The sequence below is a fragment of the Azospirillum griseum genome (genome assembly GCF_003966125.1).
Taxonomy (GTDB): Bacteria; Pseudomonadota; Alphaproteobacteria; order Azospirillales; family Azospirillaceae; genus Azospirillum; species Azospirillum griseum.
Window position 1 is genome coordinate 140696 of sequence record NZ_RXMA01000003.1, and the last position, 22739, is coordinate 163434.

General features: G+C 67.8%; 16 protein-coding genes. 9 read left to right on the top strand and 7 right to left on the bottom strand.

Going from position 1 to position 22739, the window contains the following annotated elements; all coding sequences use genetic code 11:
* Window positions 1-16: 16 nt before the first annotated feature.
* The 3 genes from EJ903_RS05085 to EJ903_RS05095 are packed head-to-tail and all read right to left on the bottom strand — an operon-like array spanning window position 17 to window position 4592.
* Window positions 17-1756 (bottom strand): ShlB/FhaC/HecB family hemolysin secretion/activation protein, encoded by a 1740-nt coding sequence (locus EJ903_RS05085; protein WP_126612764.1) that lies wholly within the window; start codon window positions 1754-1756, stop codon window positions 17-19.
* Between the two features lie 3 nt (window positions 1757-1759).
* A complete protein-coding gene (locus EJ903_RS05090; RefSeq protein ID WP_246015201.1) occupies window positions 1760-3907 on the bottom strand; it encodes an adenylate/guanylate cyclase domain-containing protein in 2148 nt (715 codons plus the stop codon).
* A 13-nt stretch (window positions 3908-3920) separates the two neighbouring features.
* Window positions 3921-4592, bottom strand: coding sequence for a hypothetical protein (locus EJ903_RS05095; RefSeq protein WP_210211378.1), 672 nt, complete (start codon window positions 4590-4592; stop codon window positions 3921-3923).
* A gap of 299 nt (window positions 4593-4891) precedes the next feature.
* On the opposite strand from EJ903_RS05095, the gene phoU reads away from it, so the two are divergent.
* Window positions 4892-5668 (top strand): phosphate signaling complex protein PhoU, encoded by a 777-nt coding sequence (gene phoU / locus EJ903_RS05100; RefSeq protein WP_126612766.1) that lies wholly within the window; start codon window positions 4892-4894, stop codon window positions 5666-5668.
* Window positions 5669-5695: 27 nt separating this feature from the next.
* Here the strand turns inward: phoU and gcvA are convergent, their stop codons facing one another.
* Window positions 5696-6592, bottom strand: coding sequence for a transcriptional regulator GcvA (gcvA, locus tag EJ903_RS05105; RefSeq protein ID WP_126612769.1), 897 nt, complete (start codon window positions 6590-6592; stop codon window positions 5696-5698).
* Window positions 6593-6705: 113 nt separating this feature from the next.
* Here gcvA and EJ903_RS05110 point away from each other — a divergent pair, with 113 nt between their 5' ends.
* Both EJ903_RS05110 and amaB read left to right on the top strand, forming a co-directional pair.
* On the top strand, window positions 6706-8364 hold the full coding sequence (locus EJ903_RS05110; RefSeq protein ID WP_126612770.1) for a thiamine pyrophosphate-binding protein: 1659 nt from the start codon (window positions 6706-6708) through the stop codon (window positions 8362-8364).
* A gap of 47 nt (window positions 8365-8411) precedes the next feature.
* The gene (amaB, locus tag EJ903_RS05115) at window positions 8412-9908 is read left to right on the top strand and encodes an L-piperidine-6-carboxylate dehydrogenase (protein WP_126612772.1); all 1497 of its coding nucleotides are present in this window, start codon (window positions 8412-8414) and stop codon (window positions 9906-9908) included.
* An 82-nt stretch (window positions 9909-9990) separates the two neighbouring features.
* Here the strand turns inward: amaB and xdhC are convergent, their stop codons facing one another.
* From xdhC to xdhA, 3 genes are read right to left on the bottom strand one after another with little or no spacing between them, the layout of a single operon-like run.
* The gene (gene xdhC / locus EJ903_RS05120; protein WP_126612774.1) at window positions 9991-10815 is read right to left on the bottom strand and encodes a xanthine dehydrogenase accessory protein XdhC; all 825 of its coding nucleotides are present in this window, start codon (window positions 10813-10815) and stop codon (window positions 9991-9993) included.
* 41 nt (window positions 10816-10856) lie between these two features.
* Window positions 10857-13208, bottom strand: a complete 2352-nt coding sequence (gene xdhB, locus EJ903_RS05125; RefSeq protein WP_126612776.1) for a xanthine dehydrogenase molybdopterin binding subunit — start codon at window positions 13206-13208, stop codon at window positions 10857-10859.
* Window positions 13201-14676, bottom strand: coding sequence for a xanthine dehydrogenase small subunit (gene xdhA / locus EJ903_RS05130; RefSeq protein ID WP_126612778.1), 1476 nt, complete (start codon window positions 14674-14676; stop codon window positions 13201-13203). The genes xdhB and xdhA overlap by 8 nt, the downstream gene beginning before the upstream one ends.
* Before the next feature lie 281 nt (window positions 14677-14957).
* Between xdhA and EJ903_RS05135 the strand changes: the two genes are divergently transcribed.
* The 6 genes from EJ903_RS05135 to EJ903_RS05160 all read left to right on the top strand — a co-directional run bounded on the left by EJ903_RS05135 (window position 14958) and on the right by EJ903_RS05160 (window position 22721).
* The gene (locus tag EJ903_RS05135; RefSeq protein WP_126612780.1) at window positions 14958-16157 is read left to right on the top strand and encodes an ATP-binding protein; all 1200 of its coding nucleotides are present in this window, start codon (window positions 14958-14960) and stop codon (window positions 16155-16157) included.
* Between the two features lie 44 nt (window positions 16158-16201).
* Complete coding sequence (locus tag EJ903_RS05140; protein ID WP_126612782.1) at window positions 16202-19318, top strand: tetratricopeptide repeat protein; 3117 nt, start codon at window positions 16202-16204, stop codon at window positions 19316-19318.
* 117 nt (window positions 19319-19435) lie between these two features.
* Complete coding sequence (locus tag EJ903_RS05145) at window positions 19436-20251, top strand: IclR family transcriptional regulator (RefSeq protein WP_246015203.1); 816 nt, start codon at window positions 19436-19438, stop codon at window positions 20249-20251.
* On the top strand, window positions 20248-21273 hold the full coding sequence (locus EJ903_RS05150) for a 2-dehydro-3-deoxygalactonokinase (protein ID WP_126612785.1): 1026 nt from the start codon (window positions 20248-20250) through the stop codon (window positions 21271-21273). Before EJ903_RS05145 ends, EJ903_RS05150 begins: the two co-directional genes overlap by 4 nt.
* A 17-nt stretch (window positions 21274-21290) precedes the next feature.
* On the top strand, window positions 21291-21935 hold the full coding sequence (locus EJ903_RS05155; RefSeq protein WP_126612787.1) for a 2-dehydro-3-deoxy-6-phosphogalactonate aldolase: 645 nt from the start codon (window positions 21291-21293) through the stop codon (window positions 21933-21935).
* A gap of 360 nt (window positions 21936-22295) precedes the next feature.
* Window positions 22296-22721: an Lrp/AsnC family transcriptional regulator gene (locus tag EJ903_RS05160; RefSeq protein ID WP_126612789.1), complete on the top strand. Its 426-nt coding sequence runs from the start codon at window positions 22296-22298 to the stop codon at window positions 22719-22721.
* Window positions 22722-22739: the final 18 nt, after the last annotated feature.

Here is a 22739-nt window from a genome sequence, read left to right on the forward strand (position 1 = left end):
GACAATACCCGTGTGCTCAAAACCGCGTGGACAGCGTGAAAAAGACCCGCGCGCCCCGGTCCAACGTGCTGGTGGGAACGGCGATGAACGGTTTGGCAAGTTCGAGGCTGGCGTCAATGTGTTGAAAAAGTCCAAATCGCACCCCCACACCCGCCGACGCCAGAGAACGACGGCCATGGCGCGATCCGCTTTCGTAATTCCACACCGCCCCGTAATCGCCAAAGCCATAAATCATCGCATAATCCGGCCCGCCCGACGAGACCTCCAGAATGCGTTGAAGCTCCGCACGCAATGAAAAACCGCTGTCTCCGCTGATTTCAGACGAGTCGAACGCCCGGCCATAGGCCTTGCCGCCAACGCCGAATTCCTCCGACGACAACAATTCGTCGGGGCTGTATTGCGCCTCGCCCGCAAGCACCAGGATGTGCGCGTCGCCCAGCTTCTGATTGCGTTGGGCGGTCAGGTTGGCCTTGCGGAAATCGCTGCGCCCGCCCGACCGGGTCAGCCCCGCCGATCCGCTGCGGGTGGAATGCAGGATGTCCAGCCCCTTGGACAGTTGCAGCGAAACGACGTTGGTGCCATCCCAGGAATCGGACACATCATAGGACAGGTCTGCCGATACGATGCGCAACCGGTCTTCCGACAACAGGTTGCTGAGCGCGGTGGTCCGACTGTTGCGATAGGTGACGCTCACCTCCCCGCGCAACGTTTCCGCCCGGCTGCGCAGAAAGGGATGGGACAGACCGACGCGGACGGACGAGGTCAGGCTGTCCAGTTCCAACGGACGCACGCTGTCGCCGGGCCGCGACCAGGACCGGCGGACGCCATAGCTCAGCGTCGTCCCCTCGGCATCGATCGGCACCGACTGCCCCAGGTCGAGGTAGCGCAGCTCGCGCCATTGCTGCGTCCCGATGGCCTGGAGCGTGGTGCGTTCGAACAGCCCGGTCTGATCCTCGACGTTCACCGTTGCCGTCGCCTGGATCGGCCCGACGGAGCGGGTGCCACGGTTGTCGAGCGTCAACGATCCATCGACGGGCGTGCGCTCCAGCGTCATCGTCAGTTGCGAAGCACCGGGCGTGTCGGGGGAGGCCTCCAACACCGTTTTCACCGCCACGCCGGGCAGGTCATCGGCCAACAGGACGTAACGCTCCATGTCGGCCATGCGCAGCGGACGGGATTGCGTGATCTTGTCACCCATCCGCCGCAGCAGGCCCAAACGGTCGGTGGCGTCGCCCTGGATCACCACCGCGTTGACATAGCCCTCGACCACCTCCAGCCGCACCACGCCGTTGCGGATGCGCTGGGCCGGAACGATGGCCTGCGACAGCACATAGCCGTCGCTGCGGTACTTGCCGGTGATGGCGTCGCGCACGGCGTAGAGATCGGCCAGCGTCACCGGGCGGTTCAGCAGATCGCGCCACAGGGGCGACAGCGCGTCGGCGTCATACACGCTGTTGCCGCTGATCTGCAGATCCGTCAGCGTCAGCTTGACCCGTTCGGCGTCCTTGGGCGGCGGGGCCTTTTCCGGGGCCGGCATCTCGATCTCGGGCAGCGATTGCGGCGTGACCGGACGGTCGAAGCGCTGCTCCAACCGGTTGGGGTCGAGCGAGGGCGGCAACGACACCGGCGGCACGCTTTGCGCCAACGCCGCCGGAGCGCTCAGCGCCACGCACAGCACCCCGCCGCGCAGCAGGGTGGCGAGAGAGCGACGGCGCGGGCAACGGGGCGGATGGTGGAACAGGCGGGGGGAACGCATCGCTCACTTCTCGGTCAGGGCGGTGATGCCGGTCCAACCCGGTTCCGGGGCGTGGCCGCACCGCGCCTCGGCCTTGCGCAGCATGGTGGCGGCCGCCGGGTCGGTGGCGGCGAGGTCGCGGAACCCCGCCGCCGCCGCGTCGAAGCGTCCGGCCTGCCAATCAGCCAGCGCGCGGGCGTAGGCCGCCCGGCGGGCGCGGTCCGCCGGATCGGCGCGGCGGGCGTCGGACAGCGGTTCGAAGATCGCCACCGGTTCGCCCCGCCCCACCACCTGGACGATGTCGAGCGGGCGGAAGGCGTCGGGATCGCCGTGGCGGGCCGCCGTCTCGCCGCTGACCATCATCGGCGTGTGGTAATATTTGTTGGCCCCTTCCAGGCGGGAGGCCAGATTGACCGTGTCGCCCATCACCGTGTAGTTGAAGCGGCGCGGCGAGCCGATGTTGCCGATCAGCGCCGGGCCGCTGGCCAGCCCGATGCGGGCGGAGCCGCGCCCGCTGTCGGTCGCCAGCAGGGTGGGATCCTCCTCCATCGCGCGGGCCATCGCCAACGCCGCGTCCACCGCCGCGCGGGCGTGGTTGTCCAGCGTGTGGGGCGCGCCAAACACGGCCAGCACGGCGTCACCGATGTATTTGTCGACAAAGCCGCCATGGGCCTCGACGATGTCGGTCATCACCGTGAAATAGCGGTTCAGCACCAGAACCAGGGCTTCCGGCTCCATCCCCTCCGACATTTTGGTGAAACCGGCGATGTCGGAAAACAGGATGGTCAGCTCGCGTTCCTCCCCGCCCAGGCTGGGGGATTGGCCGGACGCGATCATGTCGTCGATCAGCGAGCCGGGCAGATAGAGCTTGAAGGCGTTGCGGATTCGCCGCTGGTCGCGGTCGAGCACGGCAAAGCGGAAGCCCAGCAGCAGCGGAAACACCAGCGCCACCCCCACCACCCCTTGCAGATAGGGCAGCACCAACCCGGCCTGGAAGGATTCCACCGCCACCCCGCTCCACAGCGCCACCACCCCCAGCAGCCCAAGCGCGGCCAGCGCCGGGCGGGTGGCGAGCGTGATGGCGGCGGCCAGCCCGGCCAACAGCAGGATCAGGCCAAAACCGACCGGCGCGCCGGTCTCCGCCAGCCCGTCGCGGGCCATCAGGTTGGAAATCGCCGCCGCGTGGATGAACACGCCGGGAATGGAATCGCGCCGCAGCCCGGCGACGTACAGGTCGCTCACCACCGGCAGGGCGCAGCGTTCGGGCAGGTTGACGCCCTCCGGCTTCGTCACCCAACGGTTGGAGGACAGCTTGCGGTCCTCCACATCCAGGACGGTGCCGACCATCACCGCCTTGCCCTTGAAATGCTTTTCAAAAAAGGCGGTGTTGCCCGCTTCGGCGCAGGCGTGCAGATCGGCCAGGGAATAGGTGGGGATGGCCCCCGCCACCGTCGCGTGGTTGACCAGCATGCGGTTGCTGGTCCCGCCCGGCAGGCGGTAGCCCGCCAGACTCAGGCCGCCATCGGCGTCGCGCACCAGCGGCGCACCCAGCGCGCGGGACGCCACCTCCGCCGCCATGCCGGGTTCCGGGCGCGGCGGCCCGCCCTGGGAGTCGGTGACGAGCAGCGTGATCGGGATGCGCCGCAGCACCCCGTCGGGATCCTCCACCAGATTGACCGAGCGGATGTTGCCCGCCCCCGCCGCGATCATGTAGCCGCGATAAGGCATCAACGGGTTGCTCTGGTGCTGAACCTTGGCCAGAACCAGCCGCCCCTCCTTGCCGCCCCGGCGCAGGGTGAGCAGATACTCGCGCTCGAAACCGGGAATCAGCGTTTCGACCGAGGTCGGGTGCACAAGATCGAGGCCGATGGCCGTCGCCCCGCCGTCCAGCATCCCGGCCAGCGCCTTGCCCAGCTTCGGCCCCCACAGGGCTTGCGGCGTCCCGGCGAAGGGCGGGCGGCGGTAGGTTTCCTCGTCGATCCCCACCACCACCACCGGCGAGGGGCTGGGCGCGGGTTTCGGCCCGTGCACCATCTCCCGCAGCCGATACAGCGTGTCGATCGACGGCCCTTGCAGCGAGGCGCTGAACAGCGCGACCATGACCGCCGCCAGCAGCGGGGTCATGGCCCCCAACAGGATCAGGCGCGCGCGCCGGGTCAATCGGATCGTCACACGCGGGCCGTGGTCAGAAGCGGATCAGACGGCCCAGCGCCGGACCCGCCTCGTCCTTGGCCTGGGGGTCGATCTTGACGATGTAGGATTTGCTCCCGGCGGTGAGCTTGTAAAGGCCACCGGCCACCAGGGCCGTCCCGCTCTTGGCGGTGTCGAGCGTGGTCCCGGCGACCTCCACCGTGATCGGGGCCGCTTCCTCGTCCAACCGCTCGACCCGCACCGGGCCGGGGGCCGACAGGACCAGCAAAGGTCGGGTCTTGTAGAGCGTCAAATCGGGTTTCGGCTTGGCCCCCGGCAGCGCCACGGTGACGCTGCGGAACACCGTCACCCCCGCCTTGCCGCTTTCGCTCGCGGCCAGCAGCAGTTTGCCGCCGTCGCAGGGCAGGGTGTGCCGGTCCACCTTGCCGTCGGACACCTCGGATTGCCGCGTGCCGATGGTGACGGTTCCGCCCAGGATGGTTTCGTTCACGCAGGAATCGAGGTAGCTGAGGGTCAGGCTCTTGCCAGCCGGAAGCGTGACCGTCTGCCCGACGTTCAGGTAATCCATCGGCTGGACCCCGGTCACGCCATCGGACACATCCTCCACCAGCGCGACGGGACCGGCGGCGGCGGTCGAAACGGTCCCAAGGCACAGCGCGGATCCGACGGCCAGCGCCGCAAGGAAGGTGTGGGACGTCACGGTCATGATGGACAGATCCTCCGGTACACGGGCGGGACACGCATGGGCAGGGGCAAACGGCGTCCCCCAGCCCAAACGGACAACACCGAATCATCCTTAGCGAAGTTACCGAGTCACTTCAAACCCCTTCACAGCGTCCGGCGATGGCGGATCAGCGGCCATTGGAAGCAGCCCGCCGATTGTCATGAAACCGCAACACAGACGCAACCATCGCGTCATCGCCCATGGCTATTCTGCGCCATCGCGTGTGTCCCATCGGCACACCGGCGTATGACATCGACTGGAAAGAGGCAGGTTGGCGCGCCATGGGCACGGAACACATCGTCCGCTCTTTCGCACAGGAGTTGCAACGCCTCTCCAACCTCATCGCCCAGATGGGCGGGGTGGCCGAAGCCCAGGTGGAGGCCGCCGTCAAGGCGGTGGCGCGGCGGGATGTCGGCCTGGCCACCCAGGTCATGCAGGCCGATGCCCGGCTCGACGCCTATGAACGCGACATCGACGCCGAGGCCGTCCGTTTGCTGGCGCTGCGCCAGCCGATGGCGCAGGATCTGCGGGAAATCGTGTCGTCGCTGAAGATCGCCGCCGATCTGGAGCGGATCGGCGATTACGCCGCCAACATCGCCAAACGGTCGCTGGCCCTGGCGCAATTGCCGGTGGCCCGCCCGGCGGTGGCGATCCCGCGCATGGGCCGTCTGGTCGAATCGATCATGAAGGACGTGTTGGACGCCTACACCGAACGCGACGTGCAAAAGGCCATCGCGGCGTGGGAGCGGGACGAGGAACTGGACGATCTTTACACCAGCCTGTTCCGCGAGGGGCTGACCTATATGATGGAAGACCCGCGCAACATCACGCCCTGCACCCATCTGCTGTTCATGGCCAAGAACATGGAGCGGATCGGCGACCACGCCACCAACATCGCCGAAACCATCCATTATCTGGTCGTCGGCACGCCGCTGGCGCTCAACCGCCCGAAAAGCGACGGATCCAGCTTCGCCGTGGTGTCGCCGCTGGCCGCCGGGCTGCCCGGGGCGCTGGCCGAAGCGCTGGGCGTGGACGAGGCCAGCAACGACGCGATGTAACGCCGTTTCACTCCCCTCCCGATCCCCTCACCGCCCCTTGCCGACGGCGTCGAGCAGCCAGCGGCGGAAGGCGGCGAGCGGCGGGTGGTTGGACTTGCTGCGCGGGTGGACCAGATAATAGGCCCGCGCGCTGCGGTGGGGCCGGTCCAGCGCCGGGATCAGGCTGCCGTCGCGCAACTCCCCCTGCACCAGCAGCGTCGGCAGCAGGGCCACGCCCAAACCCGCCTCCGCCGCCTGCGCGGTGGTGATGAACTGTTCGAAGAACATCCCGGCCCCGGTGCGCGCCGCCAGCCCCTGCGCGGTGAACCAGTCGGCCCAGGCGTCGGCCCGCGTGCTGGTGTGCAGCAGCGGCAGGGCGATCAAATCCGCCGGTTCGGTGATCGGGTGGGCCTGAAGGAAGGACGGGGCGCAGACCGGCAACACCTCCTCATCCAGCAGATGATCGCACACGGCGTCGGGCCAATCGTCCAACCCGTAATGGATGGCGGCGTCCAGATCATGGGTGCGGAAATCGAAGGGGGCCAGCTTGGTGGTGAAATGGATCACCACATGGGGGTGCGCCTCCTGAAAGGCGGGCAGGCGCGGCACCAGCCAACGGGTGCCGAAGGTCGGCAGGATGGCCAGATTGAGTTCGCCGCCCTTGGGGGCCGCGATGGTCCGCACCGTCGCCGCCGCGATCTGGCGCAGCGCGTCGCGGATCGGATCGGCGTAGAGCGCGCCGGTCGGCGTCAGGGTCACGCGCTGGTCCTTGCGGACGAACAGCGGCGTGCCGATCTGCGCCTCCAACGCCTTGATCTGGCGGCTGACCGCCCCTTGGGTCAGGGACAGCTCGTTGGCGGCGGCGGTGAAACTGCCGGTGCGCGCCGCCGCCTCAAAGGCGGTCAGCGCGCTCATCGACGGCAGGAGGCGGCGTTGCAGATCCATCCCACATCATTACCACAGCTCATGACCCCCGGAAAGAAAGTCGGTTGCGGGATGGCGCGCAAGGGCGCAACGTTGGCAGCGTCGCGGATTGGGACAGACAGGACGAGGACGCAATGAAGAGCGGCGGGCAGTTGATCGTCGAAGCGCTGGAAGCGCAGGGCGTGCGGCGGGTGTTTGGCGTGCCGGGCGAGAGCTATCTCGCCGTGCTGGACGCGCTGCACGACAGCCCGATCGACATGGTGGTCTGCCGCCACGAGGGCGGTGCGGCGATGGCCGCCGAGGCCCACGCCAAGCTGACCGGCCGCCCCGGCGTCTGCCTCGTCACCCGTGGGCCGGGGGCCACCAACGCGGCGTCCGGCATCCACGTCGCCCAGCAGGACGAAACCCCGCTGGTCGTGCTGATCGGCCAGATCGAACGCGGGATGCGCGGGCGCGACGCCTTCCAGGAGGTCGATTACGGACGCCTGTTCGGCGGCATGGCCAAATGGGTGGCCGAAATCGACAGCGCCGACCGCGTGCCGGAAATGATCTCCCGCGCCTTTCACACCGCCATGGCCGGACGCCCCGGCCCGGTCGTGCTGGCCCTGCCGGAAGACACGCTGACCGAGTTGGCCGACGTCGCCGTCGCCCCGCGCGCCGAGCCGGTGGACAGCGCCCCCACCCCGGCCCAGGTCGCGCGCTTCGCCGAGCTGCTGGCCCAGGCCGAACGCCCGCTGCTGGTCGTCGGCGGGTCGCGCTGGACCGAGGAATCGGTGGCGTCCCTGCGCGGCTTTGCCGAAAAGCTGTCGCTGCCGGTGGCCGTCACCTTCCGCCGCCAGATGCTGTTCGATCACAACCACCCGCTTTACGCCGGTGACATCGGGTTGGGCATCAACCCGAAGCTCTCCGCGCTGGTCGCCGACAGCGATCTGCTGATTCTGCTGGGCGATCGCTTCTCCGAAGTGCCGTCGCAAAGCTACACGCTGCTCGGCATTCCCCATGCGGACAAGGCGGTGGTCCATGTCCATCCTGGGGCCGAGGAGATCGGGCGCGTCGTCCGCCCGACGCTGGGCGTGGTCGCCACCCCCGCCGGGTTCCTCGACGCCGTGGCGGGCCTCGCCGTGACGCCGAAGCCCGCCTGGGCCGCCCGCGCGGAAACCGCCCGTGCCGCCTTCGAAGCCTGGAGCACCCCGCCCGCCCGCATCCCCGGCGACGTGCAGATGGGGGCCGTGATGGTGTGGCTGGACCAGACCCTGGCCGACGACGCCATCTTCACCAACGGGGCGGGCAATTACGCCACCTGGATCCACCGCTTCCACCGCTTCCGCCGATTCAACACCCAGGCCGCTCCGGTCTGCGGCTCGATGGGCTATGGCCTGCCCGCCGCGTTGGCGGCCAAGCTGGAATTTCCCGAGCGCGACGTGATTTGCTTTGCCGGTGACGGCTGTTTCCAGATGACGGGGTTGGAGTTCGGCACCGCCGTGCAGGAGGGGGCCGCCGTCATCGTGCTGGTCATCGACAACGGCATGTACGGGACCATCCGCATGCACCAGGAGCGGGAGTATCCGGGCCGTGTGTCCGGGACCGTCCTGCGCAACCCGGATTTCGCCGCGCTGGCCCGCAGCTATGGCGGCCATGGCGAGAGCGTGACACGGACGGAGGAGTTCGCCCCGGCCTTTGAACGCGCCCGCGCGTCCGGCCTGCCCGCGATCCTGCACGTCACGATCGACCTGGAGGCCTTGACGCCGACCCGCACCCTGTCCGAAATCCGCGCCGCCGGCGCGCAGCGCTGATGTCAGTCCACGCGACGCGCACAGTTTTGTCAGAAGGAACCACCCCGGTGCAGCACAGCGACATCCTTTCCCGTTTCGGCATCACCTCCTCCAGCCAGACCGGCCTGACCGCGCGGTCGCCGGTGGATGGTGCCACCCTCGCCACCGTGGCGGAGACCGATCCGGCGCTGGTCCCGGACCTCGTCGCCAACGCCGCCCGCGCGTTCGAGGCGTGGCGCGTCGTGCCCGCCCCGCGCCGGGGTGAGCTGGTCCGCCTGCTGGGCGAGGAACTGCGCGCCGCCAAGGAGGATCTGGGCCGTCTGGTGTCGCTGGAAGCCGGAAAGATCTACCAGGAAGGCTTGGGCGAAGTTCAGGAGATGATCGACATCTGCGACTTCGCCGTCGGCCTGTCGCGCCAGCTCTACGGCCTGACCATCGCGTCGGAACGCCCCGGCCACGCCATGCGCGAAACCTGGCACCCGGCGGGTCCCTGCCTGGTCATCTCCGCCTTCAACTTCCCGGTCGCGGTGTGGTCGTGGAACGCCGCGCTGGCGCTGGTCTGCGGCGATCCGGTGATCTGGAAGCCGTCGGAAAAGACCCCGCTGACCGCCGCCGCCTGTCAGGTGATCTTCGAGCGCGCCGTCGCCCGCTTCGGCGACGCCCCGGCCCATCTGAATCAGGTCGTCCAGGGTGGGCGCGCCGTGGGTGAGGCGCTGGTCGCCCATCCCGGCCTGCCGGTCGTCTCGGCCACCGGCTCCACCCGCATGGGCCGCGAGGTCGCCAAGGTGGTGGCCGAACGCTTTGGCCGCAGCATCCTGGAACTGGGCGGCAACAACGCCATGATCGTCGCCCCGTCGGCCGATCTGGACATGGCCCTGCGCGCCATCCTGTTTTCCGCCGTCGGCACCTGCGGCCAGCGCTGCACCACGCTGCGCCGCCTGATCGTCCACAAGGACGTTGCGCCGACGCTGCTGCCGCGCCTGAAGGCGGCCTACGCCACCGTTCCCATCGGCAGCCCGCTGGAATCCGGCGTGCTGATGGGGCCGCTGGTGGACGCCGACGCCTTCGCCGCCATGCAGACCGCCCTGACCAAGGCCAAGGCCGAGGGCGGCGTGGTGACGGGGGGCGAACGCACCCTGACCGACCGTTTCCCCAACGGCTATTACGTCACCCCGGCCATCGTCGAGATGCCGGCCCAAACCGACGTCGTCCGCCACGAGACCTTCGCCCCGATCCTCTACGTCCTGACCTATGAGACGCTGGACGAGGCCATCGCCTTGCAGAACGCGGTTCCGCAAGGTCTGTCCTCCTGCATCTTCTCCACCGACGTGCGGGAAACGGAACGCTTCCTGTCGGCGGCGGGGTCGGATTGCGGGATCGCCAACGTCAACATTGGCCCCAGCGGGGCGGAAATCGGCGGGGCGTTCGGCGGTGAGAAGGAAACCGGCGGCGGGCGCGAGTCCGGCTCCGACGCCTGGAAGGCCTACATGCGCCGCCAGACCGCGACGGTGAACTACTCCTCCGCGCTGCCGCTGGCCCAGGGCATCAAGTTCGATCTGGGCTGATCGACCCCGCTCCATCGCACTGAATGAAGGCATGAGCCGCTCCCCGCACCGCACCGCCCAAAGGGTTGGTGCGGGGGGCGGCTCACGTCGTTTTTGCGGCGTGGCCGGCGAAGGCGACCAGGATTTCCGCCGCGACCAGGGCGGCGATGACCTCCGGGCGCTTGTCCCCGGTCAGGGCCGCGCCAATCGGGCAGGTCAGGCCCGCCAGCGTGGCGGCGTCGCGCCCGCGCGCGGCGTACCAGCGTTCGAACCGGCTGCGCTTGGTCGCCGATCCGATCAGCCCGACGTAAGCGGCGTCGCCCCGGCGCAGCGCGGCTTCGGTCAGGTCGAAATCCAGCGCGTGGCTGTGGGTCAACACCAGATAGCCCGCCCCGGCAGGGGCCGCCGCCAGATGGTCGAGCGGGCGGTCGCTGACCACCGCCTCCACGCCCGGCGGCAGGCGGTCGGGAAACTCCCCGGCGCGGGAATCGATCCAGCGCAGCCGCAGGGGCAAGAGGGCCAGGGCCACCGCCAGCGCCTTGCCGACATGACCGGCCCCGAACAGCAGCAGCACCGGGCGCGCGTCCGCCGCCCGCCGCTCCCCCGCCGCCAACGCGTCCTGCGTGTGCGCGTCGGCCCGCTCAACCGTCAGCGTGACATGGCCGCCGCAGCATTGGCCGATGGCCGGACCCAAGGGGACCTCCAGCCGGTCGGCGTTATGGTCGCTGTCCAGCAGGGCGCGGGCGCGCTCCACCGCCAGCCATTCCAACCGCCCGCCGCCGACGGTTCCGCGCGTGCGGTCGCGGGCCACCAGCATCGCCGCCCCGGCCTCGCGCGGGGTGGAGCCGCGCGTGTCGGCCACGGTGACGAGCGCCACCGCGTCGCCGCGCGCCAGCCACTCGGCCAGCGTCTCCGCCAACCCGGTCATCGTCTGACGCTCATTGCCCGCCGCTCATCGCCCGACATTCCTCAGGGTGCGGCGGCGGCGCGGGCGCGCAGCCGGGCGATGGTCGTCAACACCCGTTCCGGCGTGGCGGGCGCGTCGAGCTGCGGGCAAAACCGATGATCGGCGACGCTGGCCACCGCGTCGGACAGGGCGTGCAGCACCGACATGCCGAGCATGAAGGGCGGTTCCCCCACCGCCTTGGACCGGTGGATGCTGTCCTCGCGGTTGGGCGCGTTGGCGAGCAGGCGGACGTTGAAGCTTCGCGGGCGGTCGCCGCAGGCAGGGATCTTGTAGGTGCTGGGCGCGTGGGTGCGCAAGCGGCCCTGCGCGTCCCACCACAATTCCTCCATCGTCAGCCAGCCCATGCCCTGGACAAAGCCGCCCTCCACCTGCCCCTTGTCGATGGCCGGGTTCAGCGAATGGCCGCAATCGTGCAGGATGTCGACCCGGTCCACCACATATTCGCCGGTCAGCGTGTCCACCGTCACCTCGCTGCACGCCGCGCCATAGGCGAAGTAGTAGAAGGGCGTCCCCCGCCCCGCCGCGCGGTCCCAATGGATCTTCGGCGTCTTGTAAAAGCCGGTGGCCGACAGTTGCACCCGCGCCATGTAGGCCGCCCGCACCAGATCGGGGAAGCTCATCGACCGGTCGCCCGCCGTGACCCGCCCGGCGGCAAAGCGGACCGACGCCGGATCGACGCCCCACCGTTCGGCGATGAAGGCGGTCAGCCGGTCCCGGATCGCGCGGGCGGCGTTCTGGGCGGCCTTGCCGTTCAGATCGGTGCCGGACGACGCGGCGGTGGCCGAGGTGTTGGGGACCTTGCCGGTGGTGGTGGCGGTGGGGCGGATGTGGGTGATGTCGATCTGGAATTCCTCGGCGACGATCTGCGCGACCTTGGTGTACAGCCCCTGCCCCATCTCGGTCCCGCCATGATTCACCTGGACGCTGCCGTCGGTGTAGACATGGACCAGCGCGCCCGCCTGGTTGTAATGGGTGGCGGTGAAGGAAATGCCGAACTTCACCGGGGTCAGCGCCAGCCCCTTTTTCATGATCCGGCTGCCCGCGTTGTGGGCGCGGATCGCCGCCCGACGTTCCCAATAGCCGCAATCGGCCTCCAGATCGGCGATCAGCTCCGGCAGGATGTTGTCGGTGATGGTCTGGTGATAGGGGGTGAGGTTGCGGTCGGTGGTTCCGTAGAGGTTGCGCTTGCGGATGGTCAGCGGGTCTTCGCCCAGGGCAAAGGCGATCTCGTCGATCACCCGTTCCGCCGCCACCATGCCCTGCGGCCCGCCAAAGCCGCGAAAGGCGGTGTTCGACACCGTGTTCGTCTTCAGCGGCAGCGAGTCCAGCCGCGCGGCGGGGTAGTGATAGCCGTTGTCGGCGTGGAACAGCGCGCGGTCCGTCACCGGCCCCGACAGATCGGCGGCGTAACCCGCCCGCGCGGCGAACAGCATCTCCACCCCGGTGATGCGCCCCTCGCCGGTGAAGCCGACGCGGTAGTCGATCTCGAAATCATGGCGTTTGCCGGTGATCTGGAAATCATCGTCGCGGTCGGGGCGCAGCTTGGCCGCCCGCCCGGTCTTCTTGGCGATCAGGGCGGCGCAGGCGGCGAACAGGTTGGCCTGAGTTTCCTTGCCGCCAAAGCCGCCGCCCATCCGCCGCACCTCCACCGTCACCGCGCCGTTGGGAACGCGCAGGATGTGGGCAACGATGTGCTGCACCTCCGTCGGGTGCTGGGTGGAGACGTGGATCAGCACCTCGTCATCTTCGCCGGGGACCGCCATGGCGATCTGGCTTTCCAGATAGAAATGCTCCTGCCCGCCGATGGCCAGCCGCCCATCAATGCGGTGCGGGGCCGTGGCCAGCGCCGCCGCGCTGTCGCCCACCGCCAGCGTCATCGGCGCGGTGACAAGGTCGCGCGCGCCGTCGCGCGCGGCGGCGATGGTCAGGACCGGCGGCAGCTCCGCATAGGTCACGTCGGCGAGCTTGGCCGCGCGCCGGGCTTGATCGCGGCTCGTCGCGGCGACGGCGAACAGCGGCTGCCCGACATGCTCCACCCGATCGCTGGCGAACAGCGGCTCGTCGCCCTTGCCCAGGCAGCCGATGTCGTTGACGCCGGGCACGTCGGCGGCGGTGACGACCGCCACCACCCCCGGAGCCGCCCGCACCCGCGTCAGGTCGAGCGCCAGCACCCGCGCGTGCGCCTTGGCGCTGAGGCCAAGGGCGACGTGCAGCATCCCGGCGGGTTCGGCGATGTCATCGACATAGACCGCCTCGCCGCTGACATGCTTGTGGGCGCTGTCGTGCGGGCGGGCGCTGTGGACACCCCCGACGATGGTGGGAACCGGGGCGGCGTCAGCAACGGCGTCAGGCATGGGCAAGCCTCCGGTCGCCGACCAGACGCGTGTCGGCGTCGGGGTCGGTCGTCTCGACATAGAGCTTCATCAGCAGGTTGGCGGCCACGGCGCTGCGGTAGGCGGCGCTGGCCCGCCAATCCGACAGCGGGGTGAAATCACCCGCCAGCGCGGCCATCGCCGCCCGCACGCTTACCTCGGTCCAGGGCTGGCCGATCAGGGCCGCTTCGGCGTGGCGGGCGCGTTTGGGGATTCCCGCCATGCCGCCAAAGGCGATGCGGACATCCTCCACCCGCCCATCGTCGCCCACCCTCAAACGGAACGCCCCGCAGACGGCGGAAATGTCCTGATCGAAGCGCTTGGCGATCTTGTAAACGCGGAACCGCTCGCCCGGTTTGGGTTTGGGCAGCAGCACGGCGTCCACGAACTCGCCGGGCTGGCGATCCTGCTGGCCATAGGCGATGAAGAAATCCTCCAGCGGGATGGTCCGCCAGACCGTCCCCTGGCGCAGCCGCAGCGCCGCCCCCAGCGCGATCAGGGCCGGGGGGCTGTCGCCGATGGGGGAGCCGTTGGCGATGTTGCCGCCGATGGTCCCGACGTTGCGCACCTGCTCCGCCCCGATCCGGCGGATCAGCTCGCCGAAATCGGGGTACAGCGCGGCGATGGGACCGGCGGCGTCGCGGTAGGTCGCGCCCGCCCCGATCTCCAGCGCGTCGCCACGGTCGATCACGCGGCGCAACTCCCCCACCCGCCCGGTGTAGAGCACGGTCGCCAACACCCGCTGGAACTTCGTCACCCACAGCCCGACGTCGGTGGCCCCGGCAACCAGGGTGGCGTCGGGGTTGGCGGCGTACAGATCGGCCAACTGGTCCGCCGTGGCCGGGGCGAGGAAGCGGCGGCCCGCCGACCCGACCGACAGGCACGCCCCATCGGCCAGCGCCGCCAGCCGCGCCGCCGTCGCCGCGCGATCCGCCAGCCGGTCGCCCGCCGGTTCACCCAGCTCATACATCCGGTGGGCGGCCTGGACGATGGGGGCGTAGCCGGTGCAGCGGCACAGATTCCCGGCCAACGCGTCGTTGATCCGCGCGTCGTCGGGCTGCGCCTCGTTCAGATAGAGCGCGAACAGCGACATGACGAAACCGGGGGTGCAGAAACCGCATTGCGAACCATGGCACTCCACCATCGCCCGCTGCACCGGGTGCAACGCGCCGTCCGGCCCCTTCAGATGCTCCACCGTCAGCACCCGGCAGCCGTCCAGCGTGGCGAGGAAGCGGATGCAGGCGTTCACCGCCTCGTAGCAGAGCGCGCCCGCTGGATCGAGACGGCCCACCACCACGGTGCAGGCCCCGCAATCGCCCTCCGCACAACCCTCCTTGGTGCCGGTGCGCCGCTCCTCCCCGCGCAGCCAGTCGAGCAGCGTCAGGGTTGGGTCAACGTCGCGGATCTCCCGCAACTCATCCCCCAGATAGAAACGAATCGTCTCACGCATGGGCCGACTCCTGCCGGGTCGTTCGGGTGGCGGGAACGCTGCGACCCTTCCAGTGTTTCACCTCCATGAACTGTCCACCAGATCGGCCCGGCTGAAAAGACTTTCAAACGATCATGAAATGGGCGTGGTCAGAGAATGGGCACTGGCGGAGGAGGGATGGCGGCAGAGCCTCTCGGCGCAACGGCAGAGTTTGAGCAAGATACGGTTTGTGCAAAATTTTCTTTGCGATATGTATTTTTTGTGATTATTTTTTAAAGCGCTTCGTCTTTGGAAGACCAATCATGCAGAACATCGCTGGCACGCCCGTGGAGGGCGACGACTTTTTCGGTCGTGAAGGGGCCATCCACTCCTTCTGGGATCTCCTCGGCAACCACGACATCTTGTTGCTGGGGCCTCGACGGATCGGCAAGACCTCCTTGTCCCGAAGGTTGATGGTCGAAGCGAGACAGCATGGCTGGTCCACCATCGAGGCGAATGTGGCGAGTTGCACCGATGAACGGGCCTTCGTCGAAAAGCTTGCCCAAGCGATCAAGAGCGAAGCCGGTTCGCGGGTTGGCGCAGCGCTGGAAGCGGTTGGCGGCCTGCTCAACCGGATTGATCGGGTGCGTTTGCCGGGCGACGCCGGATTCGACCTGTCCGCCAAGCCGGAAGCGTGGGAAGCCATCGCGTCCGATGCGCTCGCCCTGCTGACGCGCCAATCCAACGAGACGTTGATCTACATCGACGAATTGCCGATCTTCCTGTTCAATCTGCTGCGTTTTGACGTCAAAACGGGAAAGGAGCGGGTCCGCCGTTTCCTTGATTGGTTCCGCAACGACGCCCGCGACGCGACGCGGGGAAAAGGGCTGCATTGGCTCATGAGTGGATCCGTCGGCCTGGACACGCTGGTGCAGACCCATGGCATGGCCGACGCGATCAACACTCTGCGGCAGCGGGCGTTGGATCCCTTCAGCGACGAAGAAGCCCTGGCCTTCCTTGAGCGTCTGGCGGAATCTTACAAACTGCCCGTCTCCTTGGATGACCGAAAGCGTCTGGTCGCCGCCATTGGTTGGCCGCAACCCTATTACCTCCAGCTTGCGTTCCAGAACATCCGCGCCATGTGGCGGGAGGGCCAGCCTGTCGGCCCCCTCATCGACGACGCCATCAACTGCCTGATCGAACCCGGCGAGGACAATGATTTCCACCATTGGGAAGAGCGCCTTCGGATCCAGCATGAGCAGAGCGTCGCCGATCTGGCCATCGCCCTGCTGACCGTCGCCTGCCGCAAGCCGGACGGGGCCAGCACGACAGCGCTGTTCGCCGAGGCGCAACGGCTTCTTCCCGATCTTGGCGAGGAGCAGCAAAAGCAGCGCTTCATCGCCCTGCGTGACGTGCTGATTCGCGATGGGTATTGGGCCATCAGCGAAACCGACGGCACGCGTCGTTGCCATTTCCGGCTGGAGCCGTTGCGCCGCTGGTGGAGCCGCCGCAACACCTTGTAAAATCCGAATCCCTCCCGCCCGCTCCCCATGATGATGACGCCACGATGACCACGCAACGCTTCTACAATCCCAACTGGATCAACGACGATGATTTGGTGGCGGGTTTCATCGCGCGGCGCGCGCTGTTCACGTTTCTGCGCGACGAGTTGAAGCGGATGCCACGCCATGGCAGCGTCCAGCATTTTCTGCTGGTCGGTCCGCGCGGCAGCGGCAAGACCACTTTGCTGAAACGGCTGGCCGTGGCGCTTCGGCGCGACGAGGATTTGACCGACCATCTCATTCCCCTGTCTTTTCAGGAAGAACTTTACCAAATCAAGGGCTTGTCTGATTTCTGGTGGGCCGCCTGCGACGCGCTGCTCGACGAATTGGAACGCACCGGCCAAAACGCCGACGCCGACCGGTTGACCGACGCCATCGACGCGCGCAAGCGGGGGAATCCCGGCTTGCCGACCAATTTGCACGACGATGTCGGCCTTCGCCTTCTCTTGCGGATCTGCGCGGAGTTGCAGCGGCGCCCGGTCTTGCTTGTGGACAATCTGGACATGGTCATGCAGCGCCTCGACACCCGGGGGCGCAAGCGCAACGACCCGCTGTCGCCCACCTACTGGGCCTTGCGCGAAGCGCTGTCCACCGCCGACGCGCCGATCATGATCGGCGGCTCGGTGCGGGTCAGCGAACCTTTTTCGGGCTATGACAAGGCGTTCTACGACTTCTTCGCCACCAAACGCATGCCCAAGCTGTCGCTGGAGGAGGTGGAGGACGTCCTGCGCCATCTCGCCATCGACCATGGCATGGGCGATTGGGACCAGCGGGTTCGTGGGGGGCGCGGTCGGATCAAGGCGCTCTACGAAATGACCGGCGGCAACCCGCGCGCGCTGGGACTCATCTTCGATCTGCTGCGCCAGGGGGCCACGGGCAGAGCCATCGACGATTTTGAACGGCTGCTGGATCTCACCACACCCTATTACAAGGCGCGCATGGAGGATCTGTCGGAACAGGCGCAGGTGATCGTTCACGCCATGGCCCAGTTGCGCCGCCGCGTCCCCGCCGCCGACATCGCCCGTGAAGCCGGGCTGGAAACCCGCACCGTCTCGGCCCAGTTGGAGTTGCTGGTCAACGAAGGGGTGGTTGAAAAGACTCCCGGCAAGAAAACCCACTACATCGTCGCCGAACAGCTCTTCCGCATCTGGCTGCAAATGCGCAGTTCGCGGCGTCTGCGCCAACGGGTGCAGTATCTGACCGAATTCCTGGAGGCCTGGTTCGATCAGGAGGAGTTGGGCGCTCTGTTGACCACCGACAACCGGCTGCCCAGCCGACCGCGCGCGGCGGCCCTGCGCGATTTCGCCATGGCGGAATGGCAGGGCGACCAGACCGCCATCGGTCGCGCGTTGAAGGCCCGCGCCGCCGACGGCCTGCTTTGCGACCCCGACGGCCTTTCGCCCCCCGCCGCGCCGGGCGACTTCGCGCCCGATCTGGAAGCGCTGACCAAATGCTCCGACCAACTGCGCGCGAACAAAAAACATCTTGGGTCCCTGGATCCCAAGCTTCTGCTTGGCTCGCTGAGCCTGAACGTGCAAGAGCGTTGCGACCGCGCGAACCGCCTGTGCGATCCCGCCACGTCCGAGGCGGAGCAAAAGCGCTTGGAATCCCTCTTCGCCGATGAGCGTGATCGGTTGCAACGGGCCGGACTTTCGGCGGCGGACATTGATCTGCTGTATGAATTGCGCAGCCGCGATCTCTGGCGTTTGCCCAACCTGACCGTGGCGGAGGTGGACGCGACGGTGAAAACCACCCAAGCGCAGCCCGCGAGGCTGCATCGCCTCGCTTGGAGGCTGCTGGGCAGCCGACTGATCAAGGCCTCATCGGCGACCGAAGCCCAGGATTGGATCACGTTTGGCCGTAATTGCGCGCCTGAACTGAATACGGACAATTGGGCGGCTGTGGCCTGGGCATTGCGACTTGATGGCTTCATCGACGCTGCGGCGGACGCAGTGAAAGAAGCGTTCTTGCACGGCCCATCCGCCCGAGCATGGTTTGAGCGGGGCAACTTGCTGATTCACGACAAGCATTTCAAAGAAGCCAAGGCGGCGTTTTGCAAAGCCATTGCTCTTGACCCATCAAGGGCCATTCTATGGTGCCGCTTGGCTGGAGTGCTTGATGATCATCTTGGCCAATACGACGCGGCTGAAGCGGCGTTCCGAAAGGCCATAGATCTTGCCCCCTCAGACCATTGGGCATGGAGGGATCTAGGAGATTTGCTGGCGGATCATTTCGGTCGATATGAGGAAGCCGAAACGGCATTCCGCAAAGCAATCGAACACAACCCCTCAACCTCCTTGCTGTGGACCCGCTTGGGCCAATTGTTGTCCAACCACCTCGGGCATTTTGACAAGGCTGGCGTGGCGTTCCGCAAAGCCATTGAACTTGACCCCTCAGATTTTTTGCCATGGGTGTGCTTGGGTCATCTCTCCGTTTACCATCTCCAACGATACGAAGCAGCTGAAGGAGCGTTCCGCAAGGCAATTAAACTGAGTCCATCAACGGAATGGCTCTGGACTTGTTTGGCAACGCTGTTAACCAATCATCTCGAACGACACAAAGAGGCCGAATGTTTTCTCCAAAAATCAATTGCGCTTTATCCATCAAAAGCATTTTCTTGGTCTGAAATTGCATCAGCAATGTGCAAAAGTTCAAGGAGCATTGATAAAATCAATGAAGCAGAAAGTGCATTTTTCCGCTCGTATATTATCGACCCATCCAATGAATGGCAATTCAATGCATGGAAATCACTGGAATATTTGCGTGCGTCCCTGCCAATTTGCGAGGCCATCGCCGCTGAAAATTGGGGAATTGCGCGAGAGCAATTGGAGAAAGTTGTTGCAAATTCAAAGAGTGAGCCAGACCTATGGGCCAGCGAAGCGATGATCGACGTTGTGGTCGGCGGCGCTTTGCAACTTGGCCAGGGAGAGAGGCTGTTGCGTTTGTTGTGCGAGCTTGGCGTCGACCGTTTGGCCGCGCCGCTGGTGATGGCGCTTGAGGCGGCGGTGGCTGGCTCCCCCGAAAGCCTCGCCAACGTCGAACCGGAGGCGCGCGGGGCGGCGGAAAGCCTCTATGCACGCCTGACCCGGAAAGCGGAGGAGGAAGGCGCGCTCAAGAACTGACCAGAGCGCCCAATATCTCACTATATGAGACATGAGTTTACTATTTGACACATTACCGCCCCTCGCCCTAGCATCGCGCCATTCCTGGACGACGCGCGCGCCCCCATGACCGCCCCGATGCCCCATGACGACGCCGACAACACCGACGCCCACGCCAAACCCGCCGGAACGCAGACGTTGCTGCGGGGGTTGGCGTTGCTGGAGTGGGTGGCGGCGGGGGTCACGGACGTGAAGGGGATCGCGGCGAAGCTGGGAACGCCGCGCAGCACCACCCACCGGATGCTGACCAGCCTGGTGGCCGAAGGCTATCTGCACCACATCCCGCACAAGGGCTATCGCCTGGGGTCGAAGCTGATCCATTTGGGCCAGAAGGCGTTGGAACAGCGCCCGTTGGTCGCCATCGCCCGCCCGCATCTGGAGGCGCTGGCCGCCCGGACCGGCGACACCATCCATCTTGGCATCGCCGAGGGGGACGAGGTGTTTTACCTCGACAAGATCGCGGGCACGCGCGGGCTGGAGATGCGCTCGCGCACCGGGCAGCGGATGCCGTTGGCCTCCACCGGGATCGGCAAGGCGCTGATGCTGGGGCTGCCGGTGGCGCGCTGGGCCGGGCTGCACACGCAGGCCTGTCCTGACAAGGCCACGGATGACGCGGCTGGGCCGGTCCGGCCCAGCCCGCCGCCCTGGCCGGAGTTCGCCGCCCGCATGGCCGATTACGCCGCCTGGGGCTGGGCCTTCGATCTGGAAGAAAACGAATTGGGCATCCGCTGCGTCGCCGCCCCGGTGCGCGACGCGGGCGGCGGGGTGGTGGCGGCCATCAGCGTGGCCAGCGCCGCCCCCTACATGCCGGACGCGCGGATGCGGGCGCTCGGCCCGCAGGTCCGCGCGACGGCGGACGCGATTTCCGGCGCATTGGGATGGAACGCAGAATGACGGATCACGACCACGACCGACCGGCCCTGATCGCGCTGGATTGGGGCACATCAAGTTTGCGCGGCTTTCTGATGGACGGGGCCGGGCGCATCCTGGCCGAACGGTCCAGCCCGCACGGGATCCAGCATCTGCCCAAACCCGGCCCGGCCGGGTTCGACGCCGCCTTCACCGCGCTGTGCGGCGATTGGCTGTCGGTCGGTCGCGCCCTGCCGGTGGTGGCGGGCGGCATGGTCGGCAGCGCGCAGGGCTGGGTCGAGGCCCCCTATGTCCCCTGCCCCGCCGACGCCCGCAGTCTGGCCGACCGCGCGGCCTGGGTGGAGAGCGCCGACGGCACCCGCATCCTGATCGCCCCCGGCGTTCTGCACGATCCCGCCGACGGCGCGCCCGACGTGATGCGGGGGGAGGAGGTGCAGATCGCCGGGGCGCTGGCCGAGAATCCGGACTGGGCGGCCAACGCCTGCGTCGCCATGCCCGGGACCCATTCCAAATGGGTGCGGATCGCCGACGGCCGCATCACCGGCTTTGCCACCCACATGACCGGCGAGCTGTTCGCCGTGCTGAAAACCCATTCGCTGCTGGGCCGCCTGATGCCCGGCCCCGACGCCCCGCCCGCCCGCGCGGAGGACGAGGCCGCCGCCTTCACCGCCGCCGCCTTCACTATGGGGCTGGACGCCGCGCGAACCAGCGAACCCGGCGCGCTGCCGCACCAGCTGTTCGCCACCCGCACGCTGGGCCTGACCCGGCGGCTGCCACCCGAGGCGCTCAGCCATTACCTGTCCGGCCTGCTGATCGGGCATGAGCTGACCGCCAGCCTGGCGATGATGCGTCGGGTCTGGCCGGACCGCGCCCCGCCGCTGCTGCTGATCGGCGACGCCGGGCTGTGCCGCCGCTACGCCCGCGCGCTCGATCATTTCGGCACCCCCGTCACCGCGCAACTGGGCAACACCGCCCCGCGCGGGCTGTTCCAATTCGCCGCCGCCGCCGGGTTGATCGCACCCAGCACCCACACCGACGCCGCCTGACCGCAGGACCACCCGCCATGACCGACCTGACCGCCCGCTTCGACGCCGCCTTTTCCGCCCTGCCGCTGGTCGCCATCCTGCGCGGCCTGACCCCGACCGACGCCGAACCGGTGGCCCAGGCGCTGTACGACGCCGGGTTCCGCCTGATCGAGGTGCCGCTGAACTCCCCCGATCCCTTCGCCAGCATCGCCGCCATCCGCCGCCGGCTGCCGCCCGACGCGCTGGTCGGGGCCGGAACCGTGCTGACGGTGGAGGCGGTGGACCGGCTGGCCGCCATCGGGGCCGATCTGGTGGTGATGCCCCACGCCGACACCACGGTGATCCGCGCGGCCAAGGCGCACGGCCTGATCTGCACCCCCGGCGTCGGCACCGCGACGGAGGCCTTTGCCGCCCTCGCCGCCGGGGCCGACGCGCTGAAGCTGTTCCCGGCGGAGATGATCCCGCCCAACGTGGTGAAGGCCCTGCGCGCGGTGCTGCCCCGCACCACCCGTCTGCTGCCGGTCGGCGGCATCACCCCCGACAGCATGGCCCCCTATTGGCAGGCCGGTGCCGCCGGGTTCGGCCTGGGCGGCGCGCTCTTCACCCCCGGCCTGCCGGTGACGGAGATCGCCAGCCGCGCCGAACGCTTCGTCACCGCCTGCGCTGCCCTGCGCGCGGCCTGAAACCCCGTCGCCCGTTCCATCGCCCACCCCATCCGTGGCCCGATGGGATGGGCGAATGGAACGTTTGAAACACCGTGCAACAGATTCCGCGCCCCTGTTCACCGGTTCCATCAGGCGCGCGCCGGGGTGGGGAGCGCGCTGCGGCGGACGTGGAAACAGGGGCATCGGAGACTCCGACCGCGCGGTTGGTTTGGGATTTTTGGCCTTTCCGTGAGGATTATTGTCTTTCTTGCGCGGTTGGCAATCCAGGCTTTTCCGCAAAACCACCCTGAACAGAACGGGCACCGCCCTTGCCGTTGGGCGCGCCGACGGATATCAAGCGGGGCATCGCCGCTTTCACCGGATCCGCCCGTCCCGCCCATGGATGACCTCGACCGCCAGTTGATCGACCTGTTGACGCTGAACGCGCGCACCAGCACGGCGGCGCTGGGGCGGGCGTTGGGGCTGTCGCGGTCCACGGTGCAGGACCGCTTGGCGCGGTTGGAGCGCAGCGGGGCGATTGCCGGTTACACGGTGCGGCTGGGCGACAGCGCCCCCCGGCGCGGGGTGACGGCGCTGGTGATGATGACGGTGAACGCCAAGCTGGCCGACCGCGTGGTCCACGCCCTGCGCAAGATGCCGGAGCTGACCCGCCTGCACAGCATCAGCGGCCAACACGACCTGTGCGCCACCGTCTGCGCCGACAGCCACGACGCGCTGGACACCGCGCTGGACGCCATCGGCCGGTTGCCGGGGGTGGAAAAGACGATGTCATCGATCATCCTGTCCACCAAGATGGACCGGTGACGGCTGAATCGGCGAGGC